Here is a 22915-nt window from a genome sequence, read left to right on the forward strand (position 1 = left end):
GGCGGACGGTCATCGCCCCAACGCGGCCGCCTTGCCCAGCAGTACGGACCGCTCGCGGGCGTTGCGGCACAGCCGGGCGGCGAGTTCCAGCTCGGCCCGGGCCTCGGCGGTCCGGCCGAGCCGGGTGAGCAGTTCGCCCCGCACGCTCGGGAGCAGGTGCGACCCCGACAGGGCGCCGGAGGAGGCCAGTTCGTCCACCACGCGCAGCGCCCGCCGCGGTCCGCTCGCCATCGCGACGGCCACGGCCCGGTTGAGCTCGACCACGGGTGAGGGGGCCACCCGGCCGAGCGCCTCGTAGAGGAGCACGACGCGCTCCCAGTCGGTCTCCCGCACCGAGGGCGCCGTGTCGTGGCAGACCGCGATCGCCGCCTGGAGGCCGTACGGTCCGAGGCCCCGCCCGGCGCTCGTGGCCCGGCCGAGCGCGGCCAGACCGCGGCGGACCGCCGACCGGTCCCACAGGCGCCGGTCCTGGTCCTCCAGGAGCACCGCCTGCCCGTCGGGCCCAGTACGCGCCGGAAAGCGCGCGGCGGTGAGCTCGAACAGCGCGAGCAGGCCGTACACCTCCGGCTCGGCGGGGAGCAGCGCGGCCAGCGTCCGGGCCAACCGGACGGCCTCGTACGCCAGGTCGGGGCGCAGCAGGCGGTCGCCGGTCGTCGCCGTCGAGCCCTCCGTGAAGATCACGTACAGGACGCTGAGGACGGCGCCGAGCCGCTCGCGCCGCTCCTCGGGCGGCGGCAGCGCGAACGGTACGCGCGCCGCGGCGATCGTCTTCTTCGCCCGGGTGATCCGGGCCTGGACGGTCGGGGTGGGCACGAGGAACGCGCGGGCGATCTCCTCGCTGGACAGGCCGCCCACCACCCGCAGGGTGAGCGCCACCCGGGCCTCGGGCGAGAGCACCGGGTGGCAGGCGGTGAACATCAGCGCGAGGACGTCGTCGTCGATCCGGTCGGGGTCCCACGGCAGGTCGTCCGGCCGGCCGGGCGCGGCCCGCCCGCCCGAACTGAACTGGCCCTCGCCCAGTTGGCCCGCGAGCAGGGCGTACCGCTCGTCCAGCGCCGACCTGCGGCGGAAGGCGTCGATGGCCCGCCGCCGCGCGGTCGCCAGCAACCAGCCCACCGGCTCGGCCGGCGCGCCGTCGCGCGACCAGGTGACGAGGGCCTCCGCCAGCGCCTCCTGCGCGACGTCCTCGGCGAGCGCGAAGTCCCCGGTGAAGCGGGCCAGCGCACCGACGATCCGCGCGGACTCGATCCGCCAGACGGCCGAGGCGGCCCGCCGCGCCGCCTCGGCGCGCCGCGTGCCGTCGAGACCAGGTGTGCCGCCGACACGTGGTGTGCTGCCGACACGTGGTGTGCTGCCGACCCCAGGTGTCCCGCCGACACCTGGTGTGCCGCCGACTCCCGACGCGCCACCGACGCCTGGCGTCCCGCCGGCCCCCGGAGTGCCACCGACGCCCGCGGGCATCAGATCTGCCCGGTCCGCTCCCGCCACGCCCGCTCCCTGATGATCCACTCGTTGTCCTGCGGAAACTCGTCGATGCCCGGCACCCGGCGGACCTCGCACTTCGAGCCGGCCACCGCCGGGAGGCGCTTGGCCCACTCGACGGCTTCCTCCTTGGAAGCGACGTCGATCAGGTAGAAGCCGCCGAACAGCTCCTTCGTCTCGCCGTACGGACCGTCGGTGACCACCGGGGCCGGTCCGCCGAAGTCGACCACCACACCCTGCGACGGGTCGTCCAGCCCCTCGGCGGCCACGAGTACGCCCGCCCGGATCAGCTCCTCGTTGAAGCTCCCCACGGTCGAGAGCATCTCCTCGAAGGGTGTGGACATCATCGTCGCGACGGACTCGTCGGTGCCGCGCATGATCAGCATGTACTTCGCCATCGTCGGTCTCCTTGCTCGGGGGTCGCCGATCGGCCCTCTCTCTCCCAGGTCGAACGGCGACGTCGCGGATCGACACGGCAGCGCATCGAGAAGGCAGCGGATCGAGAGGGCAGCCGAACACGAACGGTCCGCTTCGGGCAAGCGCCTTCGTCCCGCAGCGGGGCGAGCACGTCCGCGACCGCGCCCCCGGAGCCCCGTGAGCCCGCCGCGGGCCGGCCTTCGGGCGCACCTCAACAGACGCCGCCGAAGCGGACGTTGCCTGCACGACACACGTACAGGAGGTCCTCCGTAACAGCCGGCTGCCAGAGTCCGCTGCGGCCAGCGAAGGAAAGGGGACATGACAGTGACCCAGTTCAACCGACGTGCGTTCTTGCGTGCGGTGGGTGCCACCGGCGGAGCGGGTGCCATGCTCGCCACCATGGGAGCGCTCGGCCTGACCCAGACGGCCGAGGCGGCCGGGCAGGAGGCCGCGAACTACCGTGCGCCGCGCAAGGGCGACTTCACGCTCTCCGGGCGGGCCGCCGCGAAGGTCGTCGTGCTCGGCGGCGGCATCGCCGGGCTCGCCACCGCGTACGAACTCGGCAAGGCCGGATACGACTGCACGATCCTCGAAGCCCAAAACCGCCCCGGCGGCCGCAACTTCACCATCCGCGGCGGCACCACCACCACCGACCTGTACGGCAACAAGCAGACCGCCCGATTCTCCGACGGCCAGTACATGAACGCCGGCCCGGCCCGCCTCGCGCAGTGGATGGTCACCCTCGACTACTGCCGCGAACTGGGCGTGCCCATCGAGGTGTTCACGAACGTCAACGCGGACGCCTTCCTCTACAACGAGTCCGCCGGCATGACCGCCCCGATGCGCTACCGCGTGGCGAAGGCGGACGTGTTCGGCTACACCACCGAACTCCTGGCCAAACTCACCGACCAGGGCGCGCTCGACCAGCAGTTGACCGGGTCGGACAAAGAGCGCCTGATGGACTTCCTCAAGGACTACGGCGACCTCGGCGACACCCTGGACTACAGCGGCAGCACCCGGCGCGGATACAGCGTGTGGCCCGGTGCCGCGGGCCAACCCGGCGTGGTGGCCGGCGACGTGCCGTCGGCGTCGGACGTCTTCGCCACCGGCGTCGGCCGCTACTTCTCCTTCGAGTTCGAGTTCGACCAGGCCATGCTGATGTTCCAGCCGGTCGGCGGCATGGACCGAATACCGTACGCGCTCGCTCGTGCCGTCGGCGGCCACCGCATCCAGTACGGCAGCGCCGTCACGCGGATCACCGACACCGAGCACGGCGTCACCGTCACCTACGAGCGCGACGGCCGTGCCCGCAGCCTCACCGCGGACTTCTGCGTGTCCGCGATGCCGCCCAACATCCTGGCCAAGGTCCCGCACAACCTCGGCTCCGGCGTGCAGTCCGCGCTGGAGGCGATCAAGCCGTCGTCCGCGGCCAAGATCGGCCTGGAGTACAAGTCCCGCTGGTGGGAGACCGATTACCGCATCTACGGCGGCATCACCGAGACCGACCTCGACGTCACCCACATCTGGCACCCCTCCTACGGCTTCCACGGCGAGCGGGGCCTGATGATCGGCTACTACAACACCGGTTCGAACGCGGACTCCTACGCTCCGCTCACCCCGGCCCAGCGTGAAGCCCGTGCGGTGGCGGCCGGCGTGAAGATCTACGGCGCCAAGTACCGTTCCGAGCTGGCCAGTTCGTTCTCGCATCACTGGCGCCAGTTCCCCTACCAGGAAGCCGCCTGGCACAGCACCCCCGGCGGCCCGGACGACCCCCGGTACAAGCCGCTCACCCAGCCCAACGGCCGGGTCTACTTCGCCGGCGACTGGCTGAGCTACATGGACGCGTGGCAGCACGGGGCGTTCACCTCGGCCCGCAACGCGGTCACCGCGCTGCACCAGCGCGTCCTCGCCTGATCGCCGGAGCCGCGCCGCCTTCCGGGAGAGGGCCACGCGCGGCGCCGGGCGGATACCCCGCTGGGTATCCGCCCGGTCCCCGCCGCTACTTCGGGTCGCGGTCGAACAGCGCCGACGACCAGCGGTAGCCGAGTGCGGTCAGGCCGACGCACCAGATCAGCGCGACCCACCAGTTGTCGCCGATCCCGGTGCCCAGCAGGAGCCCGCGCAGGGTCTCGATGGCCGGGGTGAACGGCTGGTACTCGGCGATCGGCCGGAACCAGCCGGGCATCGTGTCGGCCGGGATGAAGGCGCTGGAGATGAGCGGGAGGAGGACCAGCGGCGTGGCGCTGTTGCCGGCCGCCTCGGCGTTCGGGCTGGCCATGCCCATCCCGACCGCGATCCAGGTGAGCGCCAGGGCGAAGAGCGCGAGCAGGCCGAACGCCGCCAGCCACTCCAGGGCCGTGGCGTCCTTGGACCGGAAGCCGATCGCCACGGCGACGGCACCGACGAGGACCGCGCTGGCCAGCGACTGGAGCACGCTCCCGACGACGTGCCCGATGATCACGGAGCCGCGGTGGATCGCCATCGTACGGAAGCGGGCGACGACTCCCTCGGACATGTCCATGGCGATGGAGACCGCCGCTCCGACCACGGTGCTGCCGACGGTCATCATCAGGATGCCCGGCACGATGTAGGCGATGTACGCGGAGCGGTCGGCGCCGCCACCGATCCCCGCGCTCATCACGTCGCCGAAGACGTAGACGAACAGCAGCAGGAGCATCAGCGGCGTGAGCAGCAGGTTCAGGGTCAGGGACGGGTAGCGCCGCACGTGCAGCAGGTTGCGGCGCAGCATCGTGTTCGAGTCGCGCACGGCGAGGGAGAGCGAGCTCATCGGGCTTCCTCCTGGGGGTGGTCGGACCCGCCCGTCGCGGCGCCGCCGGTCAGGGCGAAGAACACGTCGTCGAGGTCGGGGGTGTGCACGGACAGTTCGTCCGCCTCGACGCCGGCCGAGTCCAGCCGGTCGAGGAGGGCGCGCAGCGCGCGCTGGCCGCCGTCGTGCGGGATCTGCAGTGACAGCGCCGCGTCGTCCCTGGCGGCGTCGCGCAGGGCGACGGCGGCGGACTGGTACGCGGAGGGGTCGGTGAACCGCAGCCGTACGTGCCCGCCCGGGACGAGCCGCTTCAACTCGTCGGGGCTGCCTTCGGCGGCGATCGTGCCGTCGCTCAACACCGCGATGCGGTCGGCGAGTTCGTCGGCCTCGTCCAGGTACTGGGTGGTGAGGAAGACGGTCACGCCGCCGGCGACCAGCTCGCGGATGATCCCCCACATGGTGTGGCGGCTGCGCGGGTCGAGGCCGGTGGTCGGCTCGTCAAGGAAGATGATCCGCGGGGCGCCGACCAGGGTCATGGCGATGTCGAGACGGCGCTTCATGCCGCCGGAGTAGGTGGAGGCGGGCTTCTTCGCGGCCTCCACCAGGTCGAAGCGCTCCAGCAGTTCGGCGGTGGTGCGGCGGCCCTCGCGGCGGGGGAGGTGGTGCAGGTCCGCCATGAGGAGCATGTTCTCCTCGCCGGTGACCAGGTTGTCGACGGCGGAGAACTGGCCGGTGACGCCGATCGCGCCGCGCACCCCGTGCGGCGCCGCGTTCACGTCGTGGCCCGCGACCTGGGCCTGGCCGGCGTCGGCGGTGATGAGGGTGGAGAGGATGTTGACGACGGTGGTCTTGCCGGCGCCGTTCGGCCCGAGCAGGGCGAAGACGGAGCCGGCCGGGATGCGCAGGTCGATGCCGTCGAGGACGAGCTTGTCCCCGTAGGACTTGCGCAGGCCGAGCGCGGAGATGGCGGCGGGTGGATAGGGGTCGGCATGCCTGGGCGTGGGCATGACAGAGGAAGCCATGGGGCTCTCCCGTTCGAGTCGAGGCGAGGCAAGGCGTGGCGGGGCGGGGGTGGGGTGCGAGCGTGAAGGGTGAGGCGTGAGGGGCTAACCGCGGTGCGGAGCGGGCGGGTTGGCGGGGCCGGTGCTCAGGGTCGGCAGGCAGCGGCGGCGGTGCTCAGGGGTGGCGGAGCCGGTACGCAGGGTCGCGGGGCGGGCGCTCAGAGCCGGCTGCGGCGCACGTCGATGTTGCCCCACCGGGTCCGGGCGCGGACCTCGACGGTGTCCTCCGTCTCCTGCGGGACTCCGGCCTCGGCGAGTGCGTTGCGCACCTGCCCGTGCTCGGAGCTGACGTCGAGCCAGGCGGCGGTGCCCTCGCGGACGCCGACCTCGATGGCCCCGTAGGACGTGTCCAACTGGACTTTTCCGCGCGCGACTTCGGCGATCCCCAAGGCCCCGTGGGCGGTGGTGGCGGTGACCGATCCCTCGGCGCGCGCGATGTCGATGTTGCCGTGCGCACCGCTCACCCGCAGGTCGCCGATCGCGGCGCCTACGGTCGTGGCGCCGTGCGAGTTCTTCAGGACGGCCGGGCCGTCGATGGTGCCGACGCGCAGGCTGCCGAAGCTGGCGGTGATCTCGGCCGTGCCCTCGATCCGGTCGATGGTGACCGCGCCGTACGAGGCGGTCAACTGGACGGGCCCGGTCGTGTCGAAGCGGACGTCACCGCCCGAGGTCTTCACCCGGACCTCGCCGAACCGGCCCTCGCCGAGCACCCGGGTCCAGGAGCCGGTCACCTCCACGCCCGAGCCGGTGGGCAGGTCGACCATCACGTCGACGGAGCCGGTGGGCCCGACGAGATAGCGCTGCTTCGTCCTGACGGTCAGGACGCCGCTCGCGTACGTGACTTCGGTCTGCTCGGCGGCCCGCACGTCCCGGTCCCGCTTCGGGTCGCGCGGCCGTACCTCGACGACCGTGTCGGTGCGGTCGGCCGCGGTGAACTGGATGGAGCCGGCGCCCACGTGGGCGATGACCGAGATCGGTTCGGGGGTGTCGAAAGAAGGCATGGCTGTACCGTCCTCGCGAGTCGTTTCGGCGTCCGCGCTGGTGGGACGCGGTAAGGGTGGGAGTGGGCGGGTGAGTGCGCGTGCGGGTGGTGCGCGTTGGCGTGGGCGCGGTCAGCGCACCCAGCCGGTGAAGCTCTGTCCGATGGTGCGGGTCTTCTCCGTCCTGCGCGGCTGCGTGCCACCGCCGACCGCGGCCGACACGGCCCGGACCAGCCACGCGTTGACCGACAGGCCCTCGCGGCTCGCGGCCTCCTCGGCACGCGCCTTGAGGTGCGCCGGCAGGCGCAGGTTCACGCGGGCGGTGCCGCCCTCGTCCCCGTCGTCGGGCGCCTGCCCCTTGAGCGGTTCCACGGGCGCGGCCGGCTCCGCGGGACCGCTGTCGGAGGGCGGCAGCGTCACCACGAAGTCCGGGTCGAGCCCGCGCAGCCGTACGTCGACGGAGCCCGGGGCGAGCTCGCGGGTGACCTCGTCCATCGCGGCGGAGAGCACGTTGAGCATGGCCAGCCGGGTCGCCGACTCCAGCGGAGCGGTGAGCCGCTCGGCCAACGCGCGGGCGTCCTCCCCGCCGGCCTCGGCGGCCACGGCAAGTTCGCGACGAAGGGCGTCGACATACGGGTTCAGATCCATGACGCCATCATGGCACCACAGTGGCGCCACACGCAACCCCTTCACCCCACCACGACGCCACCTCTCTCAAACCACCCCTCCCACCTGCAGAAACGAGCAGAGCCAGCCTGCGCCAGCGCGGCACCACCCGGCTCCCCGCCACCACGACGGCACACGAATGGCACCAACTGGCACCACCTCGCACCCCGTGACACCACACGACACCCCCACCACCACCCGCCCGCGCTCGCGCGTCCACCGCCGGGTGGTGTGGGCGAGGCTGAGGCGCCGCCGCAAGAGGGCGGCGCCGGGAGGGCTCAGGTGGTGCGGTCGCGGGGGCGGATCAGGATCGCGACGGTGATCGTGAGCGCCGCGCAGAGGGCGCTGGCGCCCAGTTGGGTGAGGCGCCAGGACCAGGTGAGCGCGGACAGTTCCGCCGTGGCGTGGAGACGGTCGGCGCTGAGGTGGCCGGAGCTGACGGCGGCGGCGTGGGGGCGGTCGCTGAGCCGGTGGGTGAGCAGCCCGAGGAGGGATGCGCTGAAGCCGGCGATGACCAGCGCTTCGGCCGCCCCCCGGAGCGTGTTGAGGAATCCCGCGGCCATGCCGACCGACTCCGGGGGGACCAGGCTCATGGCCTGCCCGTCGGTGATGCCGAAGGACGCGCCCATCCCGGTACCGATCATCAGCAGCGGTACGGCGATCACGGCGACCGTGTGCTGGCCCCGCAGCGCGGTGAGCCAGAGGTTCCCCGCGACGACGAGGACCAGGGCGCCGAGGATGAGCAGCCGGGGCGAGCGGCCCTTGCCGATCAGGGCGACGGCGACCAGGGGCATGAACAGGACAGGCGCGGTCAGGAGCAGCATCGTGACACCGGCGAGCGCCGGAGACATGCCGGTGGCGGTCTGGAGGTAGGTCGGCAGGAAGACCAGCACGCCGAGGAACCCGACGGACGTGGTCAGCGTGGCCAGGCTCCACCCCAGGAACCCGCGGTTCGCCACGAGCGAGGGCGCCAGTACGGGCATCGCGCTGCGCCGTTGCACGAGCGCGAACAGGATCAGGACCAGCAGGGCCGCGGCCAGTGCGGACACGATGAGCGGGTTGCCCCACCCGGCCGTGGGGCCTTGCAGGACCGCGGACATCACGAGGGTCAGCGCCGTGATGAACAGGACGCTTCCCACCGGGTCGCCGGCCCCTCCCGGGGCGCGGGACTCGCGAAGGCGCAGGGCGCCCAGGGCGACGGCGAGACCGACGAGCGCGAACACGACGAAGCCGCCGCGCCATCCGGTGACGGCGATCAGCAGTCCGGCGAGCGTCGGGCCGACCGCGATGCCGACCCCGGCCATGGTGCCCATCAGCGCGAACGCGCGGTTACGGGCCGCGCCGTCGTAGGTGTGGGCGAGGATCGCGCCTCCCGCGGCCATGACACCCGCGCCGCCGCCGCCGGAGACGACCCGGGCGAGGTCGGTGACGACGATCGAAGGGCTCGCGGCGGTCACGACGAACCCCACGGCGAAGACCAGGGCGGACATGACGAAGACCCGTCTGCGGCCGATACGGTCCGCGGTCGACCCGGCGACCAGGGTGGTCGCCGCGAAGGCCAGGTTGTAGCCGCCGACCACCCAGTTCAGGGCCGACCCCGACGCGTCCAGGTCGGCGCCGATGTCCGGCAGTGCCACCGCCGTACCGGAGATCGACATCGCCACCAGCACGACGCCGACCAGGACCACCGGGAGGGTCCGGTTCGCTGGTTCCACCGCAGGGCTGGACCCCCTGGCACCGGTGCCCTGGGCCGCGGTTTCCGTATTCATGGGACTCGCCTTCGCCGAGGGATGAGCGTGTTTCCGGCGCCAGCCCACCGCCTCGACCGCGGTTGAGGTCTACCCCCTCGACTGCGGTCAACCCCTCGGTCCCGCCGGGCCGCCGAGTCCCCCGGCGGCGTGACCCGCCCACGCCCGGAGCGCGCTCCCCCTACCGCGGCCTCCGGCGCGGTGGCTCCTGCAACCGGACCGGGCCCGGGCCCTTGTGCTGAAGTGCGTCGTCGGGGTTGAGCAGGACGCAGGCCCGCATCGACAGGCAGCCGCACCCGATGCAGCCGGTGAGTTCGTGTTCGAGTTGCTCCAGGACCCGCCGGCGCTCCTGCAACTGGCGCTTCCAGCGGCGCGACATCCGCTGCCAGTCCGCATCCGTCGGCGCACGGTCCTGCGGGAGGGCGGCGAAGACGGTCGCGAGGTCGGAGAGGGGGATGCCGAGGCGCCGGGCGACGATGATGAGCGAGACGCGCCGCAGCATATGGCGCGGGTAGAGACGCTGGTTGCCGCTGTTGCGGGTGGAGAAGATCAGGCCCTTGCGTTCGTAGAAGTGGAGCGCGGAAGCGGACACTCCGGTTCGTCTCGTCACCTCGCCGACCGCGAGGGGAACGTCCGGGTCGACGTGCCTGTCCTGCGTCATGGCCGGCCCGGGCCCGGCATCCGGGGCTCCCCCGCCGTGCAACGGCCCGAGCCCGACACCCGCGGCTCCCCCGCCGTGCAACGGCCCGAGCCCGACACCCGCGGCTCCCCCGCCCCGCAACGGCCCGAGCCCGACACCCGCGGCTCCCCCACCCCGCGACGGCCGGGCGAAGCGGCGGACGGTCGGGCGGCACGGGTCGCCGTACACGTGGCAGCGCCGGCCGATGCGTGCGCGATCGCGATCACGGCAGAGATGTCCTTTCCCGCGGTGGCTGCCTCGACGCTACGACCTCAACCGAGGTTGAGCTCAAGCCGCACCGGACGGCCGCGGGTGGTGGGGGTAACCCCCGTTCGAGGACGCTGGGTTGCCGCAGTGCACAGACACCTGTGCACGGACGACTGTGGAGCCATGCCCCAGCAACCCGGCTCCGGTGAACTCCCCGCGGCACGAGGCGCCTTCGCGACGCCCGTCGAACTCGGCGACCTCGCCACGCTCAAGGCCCTCGCCCACCCCCGCAGGCAGGCCGTCTTCCAGCACCTGACCCTGCACGGCCCGGCCACGTCGGCGATGCTCGCCCGAGCCCTCGGGCTGAACACCGGCGCGACCAGCTACCACCTGCGCGAACTGGCCAGATACGGCTTCGTCGAGGAGACGGACGGCGGTCCGAGCGCGCACCGCGAGCGGTGGTGGCGGATGGTTCCCGGGGACCGCCGCTTCCCGCCGCGCAGCCGCCAGAGTCCCGAGATGCGGCAGGTCATGGATGAGCTCAACCACCATGCGTACGCCGGGGACCTGGAGCTCTTCGAACGGCTGCAACGGGACGCCGAGGACGGTCCCTGGGCGGACGCGTTCCTCTACTCGCGCGGCAGTGTCCGGCTCACGCTGCCCGAACTCAGGTCCTTCTTCGAGGAGTACATCGCCCTCCTCAACCGCTACAAGCGGCCCGAGTCCGAAACGCCGCCCGGCGCACGCACGTTGCTGACCCGCTTCCTCGGATTCCCGGCGCCCGAGCCGACGCCCGAGACGGTGAACGCGAGGGTGAACGAGCCGACGCCCGAGACGGTGAACGACTCGACGGCCGAACCGGTGAACGAGCCCGCTGCCCACGGCAGTTCGGAAGCCGGCCCGAAAAACGAGACCGCACACGACAGCAGGAAGGCCGACCACTCATGATGCTGCGCTACGCCCTGAAGACCGTCCGCGCGCGCAAGGCGGGCTTCCTCGGCGCCTTCGTCGCCCTGATGTGCGCGGCCGCCCTGATGACCGCGTGCGGCACGCTCCTGGACACGGGGCTGCGCGGCAGCGTCAGAACCGAGCGCTACGCCGCGGCCCCGATCGTGGTCTCCGCCGACCAGAACGTCCACCAGACCACCGTGAAGCACAAGAAGGGCAAGACCAAGGTCAAACACAAGGCCAAACCTGTCGCCGAACGCGCCTGGCTCCCGGCCGGCATCGCGGGCACCCTGTCCGCGACTCCGGGCGTCACCCGCGTCATCCCCGAACTCACCTTCCTGGCAGAGCCGTTGACCGCGAACGGCACCGGCGGGAGGAGCGCCTACGGACACGCCTGGGAATCCGCCGCGCTGACGCCGTACCGGCTCACCGCGGGCACCGCTCCCACGGCCGACTCCGACGTCGTGGTCGACGGCTACCTCGCCGGGCGCGCGCACCTCGAACCCGGTGACCGCCTCACCGTCCAGTCGACGCGGGCTCCGCGCACCTACCGCGTCAGCGGTGTCGCCGCCCCCGCCACGAGCGTGACCCACCAGACGTCCCTCTTCTTCTCCGCCGCCGAGGCGAGCCGGCTGGCCGCCCGCCCCGGGCAGGTCACCGCGTTCGGCGTGATCCCGGCGGCGGGCACCGATCCGGGCCGGCTGCGCGATGCCGTGGCTGCGGCGCTGCACGGCACCGGTGCCCAGGTCAGCACCGGAGGCGCCCGCGGTCCGGTGGAGTTCCTGGACGCCGCCGCGGCCCGCGTCAAACTGGTCAGCATCGGCGGCGCGATGGGAGGCACCTCGCTGCTCGTGGCGGTGCTCGTGGTCGTGGGGACGTTCGCGCTCTCCGTCCAGCAACGCCTCCGCGAACTCGCCCTGCTCCGCGCCATCGCCGCCACCTCCGGGCAGATCCGCAAGCTGCTGGGACGGGAGGCCCTGATCGTCGGAGCGACCGCGGGGACGGCCGGCGCCCTGCTCGGGCTCCCCCTGGGCGACTGGCTGTACGCCCGGTTCACCGCTGCGGGCGCGGTGCCCACCACCCTCCAGCACACCTCCGGCTTCGTTCCCCCGCTCGCCAGCCTCGCCGTGACCCTGCTGGGCGCGTGGGCCGCCGCGCGCATCGCCTCGCGCCGCGTCGCCCGTATCCACCCGGCCGAGGCACTCACCGAAGCCCGGACCGAAACCACCCGGCTCTCCTACGGACGCCTCCTCGCCGGCCTCCTGCTGCTCGCCGGCGGCGGCGTCCTGGTCGCACTGCTCAGCAGCCTGCACACCGAACCCGCCTCCACACCGGTGACGTTCCTCGCCGTCGTCGTCCTGTCCACCGCCGTCGCGCTGCTCGGGCCGCTCCTGGTCAAAGCGGCCGCCCTTCTGCTGGCCGGACCGCTGCGCTGGTCCGGTCCCGGTGGCAGGCTCGCCACCGCCAACCTCCGCGGCAACGCCACCCGTATGGCCTCCGTCGTCACCCCCCTCACCCTGCTCGTCGCGATGACCTGCACGGTGCTCTTCGTGCAGTCCACCCTCGGCGACGCGGCTCGCGCCCAGGCCCGTGCGGGTGTCCTGGCCGACTGGGTGGTCGCCTCCCAGGGGCCCGGCGTCCCGTCCGAGGCGGCACGTCAACTGCGCACCCGGCACGACGTCGTCACCGAAGTGGTCCGTACGACTGTCCGGATCGGCCTCGACAAGTACCCGGCCCAGGGCGTCACCCCGGCCGGGCTCGCCCGCACCTGGGACCCGCACGTCACCGCCGGCTCCCTCGGCGGGCTCACCGAGCACAGCGTCGCGGTCAGCGAACTGGCCGCGCGCCAGCACCACGTGAAGCCCGGAAGCACCCTGAGACTCACCCTCGGCGACGGCACCCCCGCCACGCTCACCGTCGCCGCCGTCTACGCCAGGGGGCTCGGCTTCGGAGACCTCACCTTCGCGCACGACCTGCTCGCCCGGCACGTCGACAACCCGCTCGCCGCCTCCCTCCTCGTCAGCACGGACCGCACCCGCTCACAACTCGCCGCGAATCTGAGCGACTTCCCGGGCCTTCGGGTGCTCTCCCCCGCCGCCGCGGACTCCCTCCAGGCGCGGCGGCAGCAGACCGACGCGGAGGTCAACCTCATCGCCATGGGGCTCGTCCTGGCCTTCACGGCGATCGCGGTGGTCAACACCCTCGCCATGTCCGTCTCCGAGCGGGTCCGGGAGTTCGCGCTGCTGCGGCTGGCCGGTGCGACCCGCCGCCAGGTGCTGGGCATGCTGCGGACCGAGGCCCTGTCGGTCCTCCTGCTCGGCACCCTCCTCGGCAGCGGCATCGCCCTGGCCGTCCTGACTTCGTTCAGCATCGGCATGACGGGCCGCACGGCACCCGCCGTCACCCCGCACCTGTACGTGACGGTGGTCGCCGCGGCCGGACTCCTCGCGCTCGTCGCGACCGCGCTGCCCGGACGCGTGGCACTGAGGGTGCGGGCGGTGACGGTGGCGACGGCCCAGGAATGACGCGCGCGATCGGCCCGGCGCGGCCCGTCCCGGCAGATGGGCCCGCGAACGTACAGGGAGCGTCAAGGATCTCGCGGCGAACGGGCGTGCGGCGGGCTCGGGTGCGTTAATGGAAGCGGCGGCGCCGACCGGCGCCATGAAGTCCACGGGGGGACGCCATGGGGGAGTTCTCGGGTATCGACCCGACCGCGCTGAAGCAGATGATCTCGTCGTTCGACGGTGACCGGCAGCATCTGCGGGACCTGGTGTCGCGCTACATGGGGCAGTTCACGGCGAAGGGGCTCGACACCCAGGACCTGAGCAGTCTCCTGACGATCTGCGGCTGGCTGGACGACGAGTCGCCGAAGCTCAAACGGCGGGAGACCCTGGCCGCCGCGGCGGCCGCGGGCAACGGGCCGGACATGCACATGGTGCAGATCCCGGAGCCGGTCACCGAGTCGTCCGCGCAGGCGCAGGCGGACGGCAAGAAGCTGGCCCAGCAGTTCAACGCCAACAACGGCGGCGACAGCAAGGCCGGCGACCAATACCACACGCTCGCCCAGGAGTTGCTGGCACACCAGGACGACCCGGACTACTGCGCGGCCTTCTACGCCAACCTCACCCCGTCGGAGGCCACCTCACTGCCCACGCTGCTCGCCTCGACCCACAGCAGCACCGCCGGCAGCGACCTGACGGTCTTCAGCCACGCCCTCGGCACCGCGACCGACGCCGCCTACCCGGTGCCGGGCTTCGACAAGGTCGTCTCGTACTACACCTCGCCCCTGCCCAAGGGCTCCAACAGCGCGGCCTGGAACCGGGCCGCGATGCTCCAGTACGGCAACTTCTCCACGGACTTCCTGGTCAAGACCACCCGGGCGGCCGGGATGGACCAGTTCGCCAAGGACCCCAAGCAGAACTTCAGCAGCGACCCGTTCGACGCCGCCGACGTGCTCGGGCTGCCGAAGGACGTCGTGGCGCTCGACCTCCACGCGCTGTCCCCGAACGAGGCCGCCACCCAGCAGGTCTTCGCCAACATGGGCCAGGACCCGGGCAAGACCGACCTGAACGGCAACCTCAAGTCCCTTGCTTCCTACGTCGGTTCACAGCACGACGCGGACATGACCGCCGCGTTCCAGGCCACCCTCATGGCAGGCTCCGGCGACCACTCGACCCAGGGGCCGTACGGCTCGTACTACGCCCCGGTCCTGCACTCCGGAACCGAGACCGACTTCGCCACCGCCGCGATGAGCGCGCTCAGCGGCAGCAACGCCAAGCAGAGCGACTACCAGGACTTCATCGCCACCACCTTCGAGATGTTCGGCACGCCCGCCGGCGCCACCCCGCAGCAGACCGGCACCCAGACCGCGACACTGCTGAAGCTGACCCAGAGCGCCGACCCGAAGTGGCCCGCCACCCGCACCGCGATCCACTCCGCCGCCGACCAGGCCGAAGCGGGCAAGAACGACACCGGCTTCATGCAGGGCTACTACGGCAACGGCGGCGCCGACCTCGAATCGAACCTGGCGCTCGAACTCCACGCCATGGACGGCACCCACGGCGGCACCGTGCTCAGTCCGGACTCGACCAAGATCCTCGGCGAGTTCGGCGACAACCTGGCGGCGGCGACCCAGCTCAGCAAGGCCGGCAACCTCCCGCAGTTCGACGCGAAGACCTTCACCTCCCCCCACGACATGTGGTCGGCGAGCATGCTCGTCAAGTACGGCCCCTCCGGCGACAAGTGGGAACCCACGTTCCTGACGAACATGGGCGACGCCGCCCTGCACTGGCGCGCCGACCAGAAGGACAACCTGCGCCCGAGCTACTCCCCCGGGGACATGAGCCTCGCGCTGGTCGACAGCTGGGTCGACCCGGACAAGGACCCCTGGTACAAGGAACTCGGCCTGCACGAGGACAACGTCGACCAGAACATCGAGCAGCAGACGGCGATCGCGCAGGGCATCTCCGCCAACGACCCCAGCCTCGCGGTGCTGTCCAAGCTCGGCGAGAACCAGCAGGCGTCCCGCGACCTGCTCTCGGGCGGGGACGGCAAGTTCGCCGCCGAGCAGCTCGTCAACGCCAACTGGCAGACACCCGGAATCAGCGACGACTCCGAGTTCCCCTCCCAGGTCCTCGTGCAGGCGACCAAGCGCGGCAGCGGCGACAAGGACATCGACACCGACGCCACGCAGGCCGCCGCGAACGTCTTCCAGGCCGGCGCGAGCCACTACAAGTCCGGCGGGCAGCAGTTGCCGCCGAAGCTGGGGGTCGCCCTCGCCGACGTCGCCGGAGCCTACGTGCCGGACTTCACGAGCGCGCAGACCCACATGGGCTCGGCGGGATTCGAGGTCGACCACGACGCGAGCGGCCGGCCGCAGATCAACGCCAACCCCACGGACCTGAACCTCTTCATGCACGAGTTCATGAACGGCAACCCCGCGGCCGCCGGCGACTTCCGGGCCGCCGTGCACGCCAACATCACCACCGAGAGCGCCCGTTACCAGGGCGACAGCTCCTCGAAGGACGCCAGCACGGTCCTCACCAACCTGGGCCGGCTCGACGGCAGCATCGACAACGTCATGAGCGACCTGAAGTACCAGCCGGCGGCGAAGGCCGACGCGCAGGCGCAGAACGACGCGATGTACGCGTGGATCGCGGGCGGCCTGATCGGTCCGCTCATCCCGGAGGAGGCGCCCGCGATCGTGGCCATGGCCAACGGTGGCGGCAGCGCCTGGCTCTCCTACCAGTTCTCCACTACCCACGCCGCCGACGTCACCAACGCGGCGCAGAAGGCCGACTTCCAGGAGGAGCAGTCCCTCCAGATACCGGCGGCCAACGGCCTCATCCACGCGGGCACGATCAACCCGCCGCCGTACGCCTGGTACCACGACGGGAACTTCGACATGACCAAGTTCAACGGGACCGAGTACGACCGGTGGTTCGACGGGCTGCCCACCTCCCAGCAGAACACCATCAACCAGCTCTCCAACTACGCGAAGGAGGGCCACTCGCAGACCACCTCCGAGCACACAGGGAGCTCGAACAATGTCAACTGACGGAGCTGAGCGGGTGGCCGGAACGGTCGCGGGCGGGTCTGGGGTGGGCGGGTCTGGGGCCCGCGGATCTGGCGCGGGCAGATCTGGCGCGGGCGGATCTGGGGCGGGTCGGCGGGTACGGCCGGCGCGCGGACGCGGTACGGCCGCGTCCACCGTCACCGTCTCGGTCGCGGTCGCCCTGGTCGGGCTGGTCGCGGTGGCCGGCTGCGGCGGCAAGGGGAAGCCGCACGCGCCGAAGCCGGGGCAGGCCGCGCTGCTCGGGACGTACGACGGCAGCACCACCGTCGGCCAGGCGCTGGGCTCCCTTCATCCGAACGGGGCGGCCACCGACGCCGCCGGCACCACCTATCTGCTCAACTCCCCGGCCCTGACCGGGCTGAGCGCCACCGGCAAGGGGAAGACCTTCCCCACGACCGGGAACCTCTTCGACGCGACCCCGCCGGAGGGCCTGGTGGCGATGCCGGACGGTTCGGTCGTGTTCGGGCACGGCGCCGAAGTGGTGCGGCTCGACCCGAAGAGCGGGAACACCTCGGTCCTGGCCGGCGACGCCGACCGGACACGTGCCTACAACGCCTCGGCTCCCGCCACCGCGACGGCCGGCGACGTCCGCTTCACCAAAGCGGTCACCCCGGTCGGGGTGAACCGTGCGGGCGCGGTCGTGCTCGTCGACGACCGCGCGCTGTGGTCGCTGTCGTCCGGCCGGCTCACCCGCGTCGCACAGCAGCCGGTCGGCCACGGCAAGGACACCACCCTCCTCAACGTGGGCGACGCCGTGGCCCCCGACGGCACGACGTACCTGCGAGGGACGAAGAGCAGTTCCACCACCCTCGCCGACGTCCGCGTGGTCTCCCCCCAGGGCGGGACGACCGCGTTGCCCCTGCCCGCATCCGTCCCCGGCGTCAACGGCCGCCCCGCCGACCTCACCACCACCTGGCTCGCCTCCGACGGCGCCGACGGCCTCTACGTCCACGCGGTACAACTCACCCACGGCAACGGCGACTACGTCCTCCACCTCCACGACGGCACCGCCACCCTGCTGCTGTCCGCGAAACCCACCACGAGCGCCGCCAAGAGCGGAACCTGCGACGTCCACCACCCCGTCGACGCCACCCGCTTCCCCTGCGCCCTCCCCCGCACCCTGACCTACCACGCCGGCCAGCTGACCCTCGCCGGCGAGAAGTCCTACGTCGTCCGCCTCCCGGCGACCCAGGAATGAACCCCCGCACCCGTCCCGCCGCCACGGCTCTGGCCGGCGCACTGCTCGCACTGCTCGCACTGGCCGCGTGCGGCGGGGCGGCACCGGGTCAGGCCCGGCTGCTGACGGGCCCGACCCGGCGGACGGGGGCTACCGGCGCCGCTCCCCGCGCGGCGCGGGCCTTCAGCTCGCGGTGGCGGCGGTGTAGCGGGCGCTGACGTCGGTCCAGTTCACCAGGTCCCACAGCTTGGTGACGTAGTCCGGGCGGACGTTCTTGTACTGGAGGTAGTAGGCGTGCTCCCAGGCGTCGAAGACCAGCAGCGGGGTGGTGCCCTGGCCGACGTTGCCGTGGTGGTCGTAGACCTGCTCGATGATCAGCCGCTTGCCCAGCGGCTCCCAGCCGAGCACGCCCCAACCGGAGCCCTGCACGGACGCGGTGGCGGTGGTGAGCTGCTTCTTGAACGCCTCGAAACCACCGAGGTGCTCGTCGATCGCGGTGGCCAGCGCGCCGTCGGGGCGGTCCCCGCCGTCGGGCGAGAGGTTCTGCCAGAAGATGGAGTGCAGGACGTGCCCGGAGAGGTTGAACGCGAAGGTCTTCTCCAGCCCGACCAGCCCGGTCGGGGTGATCGCGTCCTTGTCGCGGGCCTCGGCGATCTGCTCCAGCGTGTCGTTCGCGCCCTTGACGTAAGCGGCGTGGTGCTTCGCGTGGTGCAGCTCCAGGATCTCCCCGGTGATCGCCGGCGCGAGCGCGGAGTAGTCGTACGGCAGGTCCGGAAGAGCGTAGGTGCCCATCAGGCACGGCCCCTTTCCACGATGGTCGTCAACATGCCACGACCCACCCTAGACCTCTATTGCGAAGAGCTTGCAACAGCTTCGTCATTGCAGGAGCATGGTGTCGGGCGGGGCCCGCCCGACAGCTTCCGGAAGCCCGCTTCCTCGCTGATCGTCTTTCACCCGGCACCCGCCGGCCGGCCGGCCCCGCCCACTGGGCGGTCGGCCGGCGACCGGCCTGGTGGCGCGGAAACCGCAGGTCACGGGCGTGAGGGACCTGCTGATCCGTGGACCGGCAGCCCGCCCCTCATGGCCCGGACCCGTCGTGGCCTCGAAGGCATGACAACCACGGCGAGGTCCGGGAGTGCCGCACCGGTGGAGGAGCCACCGACCCCGCCGCAGTTCCGGACTCCCGCCGCAGCCGCCCGAAGGTCGTGTACGTTTGCTGCTGGTGTGCCGGGAAGTCTGGTCGGCGAATACGAGAGAACTCTCTTCGCTGATCGGGGTCTTCCATGGTGCTCGTCGTCGTCTTCGGGGCGGCGCCGCTGGTCGCGGTGCCGCGGTCGGGTGTTGTCCCCCGGCCGGTGCGGCCGGCCTCCCCGCACTTCCCGGCCGGCGGCGCGCTCGTCGGTGACGGCGGGCTCGGGCGCGTACGCAGCCCGCCAGGCAGCCCGATCGTCGCGGCCACCGCCGATCTCGCCTCGTTCACCGCCCTGTTCACCGTGCCGTTCACCGGTGGCCGGCACCTCTCCTTCCGCGCGAACCCGTGTCCGGCCGCGTTCGAGTCGCCCGGCGACGCGCCCGGCGACGAACCAGGGCCGCCGCCCACGGCCCCTACCCAGGAGGCAGGACATGCGCGCTCGTGAACTCGCCCGGTCCTACCCGACCGTGACCCTCGGCAGCCCCGCGCTCGACGCGGCCCGACTGCTGGCGGGCCGCGGACTGCCCGGGGTGCTGGTGGTGGACGCGGACGGCGCCCCGTACGCGATCGTGCCGGCCTCACGGTTCGTACGGCTCCTGGTGCCGTCGTACGTGGTCGAGGACCCGACGCTGGCCGCCGTCATCGACGAGCAGCACGCGGACCGGCTCTGCGCCGCGCTGGCGGACCGGGCGGTCGCCGACATCCTGCCGAGGGAGCGGATGGCGGCGCCCGTGGTCGCCGGTGACGCCACCGTGCTGGAGGTGGCCGCGCTGATGGCCCGCGAACGCAGCCCGCTGGTCGCCGTGATGGCGAAGGAACCCGACGGCACCCGCCTGCTCGGCGTGATCACCGCCTCCCATCTGCTGGACCGACTGCTCGGAGTGGCATGAACGACTGGCACGGCTGGGCGGCGCTGGCCGTCTTCATCGGCACCTACGCCCTGATCATCAGCGAGCGAATACACCGCGTCGCCGCGGCAATGGGCGGCGCGGCGCTGATGCTGCTGGTCGGGGCGACCGACGGCAACGCCGCCTTCTACTCCGAGCGCGCCGGCATCGACTGGAACGTCATCTTCCTGCTGATGGGCATGATGATGATCGTCGGAGTGCTCAAACGCACCGGCCTGTTCGAGTACCTCGCGATCTGGTCGGTGCGGAAGGCCCGGGCCCGGCCCTTCCGGGTGATGGTGATGCTCATCGCCATCACCGCGATCGCCTCGGCGCTGCTGGACAACGTCACCACCGTGCTGCTCGTCGCCCCCGTCACGCTGCTGATCTGCGAGCGTCTCGCGCTGCCGATCGCCCCGTTCCTGATCGTCGAGGTCTTCGCGTCGAACATCGGCGGCATCGCCACCCTCGTCGGCGACCCGCCGAACATCATCATCGGCAGCCGGGCCGGGCTGACCTTCAACGACTTCCTGGTGCACCTCGCGCCGCTGGCCGTGCTGCTGGTGCTGGTGCTGATCGGCCTGGCCCGGCTCATGTTCCGCTCCGCCTTCGTCTACGACGCCGACCGCGCCGCCGAAGTGCTCGCGCTGGACGGGCGCGAGGCGATCCGGGACGCGCGGCTGCTCGTCCAGGGGCTGACGGTGCTGGGCCTGGTGATCGCCGGGTTCGTGCTGCACCCGCTGATCGGGTTCGAGCCGAGCATCGTGGCGCTGCTCGGCGCGGGTCTGCTGGTGGCGGTCTCCACCGTGGAGACCGGCGAGGTGCTCGCCGAGGTGGAGTGGCCGACGCTGGCGTTCTTCGCCGGGCTGTTCGTGATGATCGGCGGGCTGATCGAGACCGGGGTCGTCGCCCACGTCTCCGACGCGCTCGCCGGCGCCGTCGGCGACAAGGAGTTCGGCGGTTCCATGCTGATGCTCGGCGCCTCGGGCGTGCTGTCCGGCGTCATCGACAACATCCCCTACGTCGCGACCATGGCGCCGGTCACCGCCGACCTCGTCCACCACCTCGGCGGTGCGAGCGACCACGTGATGTGGTGGGCGCTGGCGGCCGGCGCCGACCTGGGCGGCAACGCCACCGCGATCGGCGCGTCCGCCAACGTCGTCGTGCTCGGCATCGCCGAACGCTCCGGGCGCCCCATCTCCTTCTGGCAGTTCACCCGCTACGGGCTCGTCGTCACCGCCGCGACGGTCGGCACGTCAGCGGTCTACCTGTGGCTGCGCTACTTCGCGCTGGCCTAGCGCCTGCCGCGACGACGTGCCGGCCCGCACGGCGCGCTCGTCCCTGCGCGGGCCGCACATCGCGCGTGCCCGGCCGAGCGGATCCAGCGCCTCGTCCCAGCGAAAGCCGCCCGCTCCCCCCTTCACGTCAGCGCCGCGCCCGTGGCGCCCGTACGTTTCAGAGCGTCCGCTCGGCCGCCGCCGCCCGTGCGCGCAGCGCGTCGGCCTCCTCGTGCCGGCCTCGGGCAGCCAAGATCCGCGCCCGGTACTCCATCGCGTACCCGTCGCCCAACTCCTCGGCGCGCACGAACGCCTGCACGGCCCGCTCCAGGTCCCCCCCCCGGCCCCGGAAGAGCACGCCCAGCGCCGTGATCGGGAACGCCTGCTACTGGGGCAAGGAGCCCAGCGTGTCGCCGTGGCCGGCGCGGGTGCCCCACCCGTGCAACAGGATTGAGCGGACGGTGGGCTGTCCACCGGGGGCGGCGGGCAGGGTGCCCCCGAACCCCGTTCCGCACACCCGCCGTCGGGCCGTCGGGCCGTCGGCTGATCACGGCGGCCAAATGGGGCGGCGGTGCGCGGCCTCCGCCGGCAGCCCGTCGAACGGCAGCGGGGAGCCCTGGCCGGAGCGCGGCGAGGCGGCCGTGTCCGTCACGGCGAGCCGGGACTCCCGGATGTCACGAACGGTCCGGGGCGAAAGCCCAACGCCGGGCTCACGCCGCGCTTGACGGGGTGGCGTCGACGGCGGTGGTCTGCTGGTCGATGGTGTAGACGGAGGTGCGGCCGGAAGGGGAGATGACTCCGAGCTGGGACTGCATGTCGTGCTCCACCACCTGGTCCATGGGCACGGAGCCGTTCTTCACGAACGGTTGCAGGCTCGGGCCGAGGTTGACGGCGGAGGTGAGATCCTTCGCTAGGACGGTCTCGTCGACGGCGCTGTCGCTGAGGACGAGGGCGCCGCCGTCCTTGGTGCGGAGGGCGAAGGTCGCGCCGGCCGGCGGGCGGGCGGCCTTGTAGTCGGCGTAGGCGTGGCCGTCCATGCTGTTGGCGCGGTCGGTGTAGACGGATATGGCGGCGTCGCGCTCCTTGGTCTTCGCCAGGTCGGACTTCTCGCCGCCGGTGGCGTAGAGGTCGGCGACCATGCCGGCCAGGTCCTTCGGCGCGTGGGTGCCGATCTTGGCCGCGGGGTCGACGACCGTCGCCAGGCCGTTCCCGTCGAGGGCGAGCGCCGGGACGGCCTTCTGCTCGGCCCCGGAGAAGCCGGCCGCGGCCACCGCGCGCCAACCACCGCTCAGGTGCTGGAAGACGAGGAAGCGAATGTACGTGGTCGCCGGCGTGCCCGCCTTGCCGGCCTTGAGCTCCGCGATCCTTGCCTTCATCACGAACCAGTTCGCCTTCGCGGAGGCCGGCGGTATGAAGAAGGAGCGCTGGACGTACACGAACGGCGCCAGGTTCGCCGCGACCTCCTTCTTGTCCAGCTTGGGCAGTTGCGTGAAGTACCCGTTGTCGGAGGCGAGCATCGCGCCGGCCTCGACCTTGGCCATCAGCGTCGGGCTGTGATGGGCGTTGGCCTGGTTGTTGACGCTCTGGTAGGTGTCGACGACCTTGTCCGCCTCGCTCGCGGGGAGCAGCGGCTGCTCGGCGGCGGCTCTCGTCGCCGTCGAGTCGGACGGCGAGGGGGAACCGGATGAGGAGGAGCAGCCCGCCGCGAGGGCGAGCGAGGCGGTGGCGGCGGCGAGCAGAGTGGTGGTGGACGCGGTGCGTCGAGTGCGATGCGGCATGACGGCGCTGATTCCCCGTGGAGTTGTGGAGCTGTCGGTTGTCCGCGCCGGCACCATCGCCGGCAACGGTGGTA

Annotated in this window: 19 protein-coding genes; 8 read left to right on the forward strand and 11 right to left on the reverse strand. The window is 72.1% G+C overall.

The annotated features are described in order from the left end of the window. Nucleotides 1–9 precede the first annotated feature (9 nt). Both OG896_RS17415 and OG896_RS17420 read right to left on the reverse strand, forming a co-directional pair. Entirely contained in the window at nucleotides 10–1488 is a 1479-nt protein-coding gene (locus tag OG896_RS17415) for an RNA polymerase sigma factor (protein ID WP_329366487.1), read from the reverse strand. Then, nucleotides 1461–1880, reverse strand: coding sequence for a YciI family protein (locus OG896_RS17420; RefSeq protein ID WP_329366489.1), 420 nt, complete (start codon nucleotides 1878–1880; stop codon nucleotides 1461–1463). Before OG896_RS17420 ends, OG896_RS17415 begins: the two co-directional genes overlap by 28 nt. Before the next feature lie 406 nt (nucleotides 1881–2286). Here OG896_RS17420 and OG896_RS17425 point away from each other — a divergent pair, with 406 nt between their 5' ends. Then, nucleotides 2287–3813, forward strand: coding sequence for a flavin monoamine oxidase family protein (locus OG896_RS17425; protein WP_443057255.1), 1527 nt, complete (start codon nucleotides 2287–2289; stop codon nucleotides 3811–3813). Between the two features lie 85 nt (nucleotides 3814–3898). On the opposite strand, the gene OG896_RS17430 is transcribed toward OG896_RS17425, so the two are convergent. The 6 genes from OG896_RS17430 to soxR form a co-directional block, all read right to left on the reverse strand. Beyond that, nucleotides 3899–4687 (reverse strand): ABC transporter permease, encoded by a 789-nt coding sequence (locus tag OG896_RS17430; RefSeq protein WP_329366493.1) that lies wholly within the window; start codon nucleotides 4685–4687, stop codon nucleotides 3899–3901. Then, nucleotides 4684–5673, reverse strand: a complete 990-nt coding sequence (locus OG896_RS17435) for an ATP-binding cassette domain-containing protein (RefSeq protein ID WP_329374087.1) — start codon at nucleotides 5671–5673, stop codon at nucleotides 4684–4686. The genes OG896_RS17430 and OG896_RS17435 overlap by 4 nt, the downstream gene beginning before the upstream one ends. A 212-nt stretch (nucleotides 5674–5885) precedes the next feature. After that, nucleotides 5886–6728 (reverse strand): DUF4097 family beta strand repeat-containing protein, encoded by an 843-nt coding sequence (locus OG896_RS17440; RefSeq protein ID WP_329366495.1) that lies wholly within the window; start codon nucleotides 6726–6728, stop codon nucleotides 5886–5888. Between the two features lie 111 nt (nucleotides 6729–6839). After that, a complete protein-coding gene (locus OG896_RS17445; protein ID WP_329366497.1) occupies nucleotides 6840–7355 on the reverse strand; it encodes a toxin-antitoxin system HicB family antitoxin in 516 nt (171 codons plus the stop codon). Between the two features lie 296 nt (nucleotides 7356–7651). After that, the gene (locus tag OG896_RS17450) at nucleotides 7652–9142 is read right to left on the reverse strand and encodes an MFS transporter (protein WP_329366499.1); all 1491 of its coding nucleotides are present in this window, start codon (nucleotides 9140–9142) and stop codon (nucleotides 7652–7654) included. 160 nt (nucleotides 9143–9302) lie between these two features. After that, a complete protein-coding gene (gene soxR, locus OG896_RS17455; RefSeq protein WP_329366501.1) occupies nucleotides 9303–9782 on the reverse strand; it encodes a redox-sensitive transcriptional activator SoxR in 480 nt (159 codons plus the stop codon). 408 nt (nucleotides 9783–10190) lie between these two features. On the opposite strand from soxR, the gene OG896_RS17460 reads away from it, so the two are divergent. The 4 genes from OG896_RS17460 (at nucleotide 10191) to OG896_RS17475 (ending at nucleotide 17728) form a co-directional block, all read left to right on the forward strand. Next, nucleotides 10191–10955 carry an ArsR/SmtB family transcription factor gene (locus OG896_RS17460; RefSeq protein ID WP_329366503.1) on the forward strand — a complete coding sequence of 255 codons (765 nt, stop codon included), beginning with the start codon at nucleotides 10191–10193 and terminating at the stop codon, nucleotides 10953–10955. After that, on the forward strand, nucleotides 10952–13480 hold the full coding sequence (locus tag OG896_RS17465) for an ABC transporter permease (protein ID WP_329366505.1): 2529 nt from the start codon (nucleotides 10952–10954) through the stop codon (nucleotides 13478–13480). The genes OG896_RS17460 and OG896_RS17465 overlap by 4 nt, the downstream gene beginning before the upstream one ends. Nucleotides 13481–13638: 158 nt before the next feature. Next, nucleotides 13639–16512, forward strand: coding sequence for a DUF6571 family protein (locus tag OG896_RS17470; RefSeq protein ID WP_329366506.1), 2874 nt, complete (start codon nucleotides 13639–13641; stop codon nucleotides 16510–16512). A 196-nt stretch (nucleotides 16513–16708) separates the two neighbouring features. Then, nucleotides 16709–17728 carry a hypothetical protein gene (locus tag OG896_RS17475; RefSeq protein ID WP_329366507.1) on the forward strand — a complete coding sequence of 340 codons (1020 nt, stop codon included), beginning with the start codon at nucleotides 16709–16711 and terminating at the stop codon, nucleotides 17726–17728. Between the two features lie 162 nt (nucleotides 17729–17890). Here the strand turns inward: OG896_RS17475 and OG896_RS17480 are convergent, their stop codons facing one another. Then, nucleotides 17891–18499: a superoxide dismutase gene (locus OG896_RS17480; protein WP_329366509.1), complete on the reverse strand. Its 609-nt coding sequence runs from the start codon at nucleotides 18497–18499 to the stop codon at nucleotides 17891–17893. A 491-nt stretch (nucleotides 18500–18990) separates the two neighbouring features. Here OG896_RS17480 and OG896_RS17485 point away from each other — a divergent pair, with 491 nt between their 5' ends. The 3 genes from OG896_RS17485 to OG896_RS17495 are packed head-to-tail and all read left to right on the forward strand — an operon-like array spanning nucleotide 18991 to nucleotide 21084. Continuing rightward, nucleotides 18991–19344, forward strand: a complete 354-nt coding sequence (locus tag OG896_RS17485; RefSeq protein WP_329366511.1) for a hypothetical protein — start codon at nucleotides 18991–18993, stop codon at nucleotides 19342–19344. Further along, nucleotides 19331–19789 carry a CBS domain-containing protein gene (locus OG896_RS17490; RefSeq protein ID WP_329366514.1) on the forward strand — a complete coding sequence of 153 codons (459 nt, stop codon included), beginning with the start codon at nucleotides 19331–19333 and terminating at the stop codon, nucleotides 19787–19789. The genes OG896_RS17485 and OG896_RS17490 overlap by 14 nt, the downstream gene beginning before the upstream one ends. After that, complete coding sequence (locus tag OG896_RS17495) at nucleotides 19786–21084, forward strand: ArsB/NhaD family transporter (protein WP_329366515.1); 1299 nt, start codon at nucleotides 19786–19788, stop codon at nucleotides 21082–21084. The genes OG896_RS17490 and OG896_RS17495 overlap by 4 nt, the downstream gene beginning before the upstream one ends. A gap of 157 nt (nucleotides 21085–21241) precedes the next feature. Here OG896_RS17495 and OG896_RS17500 read toward each other — a convergent pair whose 3' ends face one another. Then, entirely contained in the window at nucleotides 21242–21382 is a 141-nt protein-coding gene (locus tag OG896_RS17500; protein WP_329366517.1) for a hypothetical protein, read from the reverse strand. A 391-nt stretch (nucleotides 21383–21773) separates the two neighbouring features. After that, a complete protein-coding gene (locus OG896_RS17505) occupies nucleotides 21774–22841 on the reverse strand; it encodes a hypothetical protein (RefSeq protein ID WP_329366518.1) in 1068 nt (355 codons plus the stop codon). Nucleotides 22842–22915 lie beyond the last annotated feature (74 nt).

The sequence above is a fragment of the Streptomyces sp. NBC_00669 genome, from assembly GCF_036226785.1.
In the GTDB taxonomy this organism is placed as follows: domain Bacteria; phylum Actinomycetota; class Actinomycetes; order Streptomycetales; family Streptomycetaceae; genus Actinacidiphila.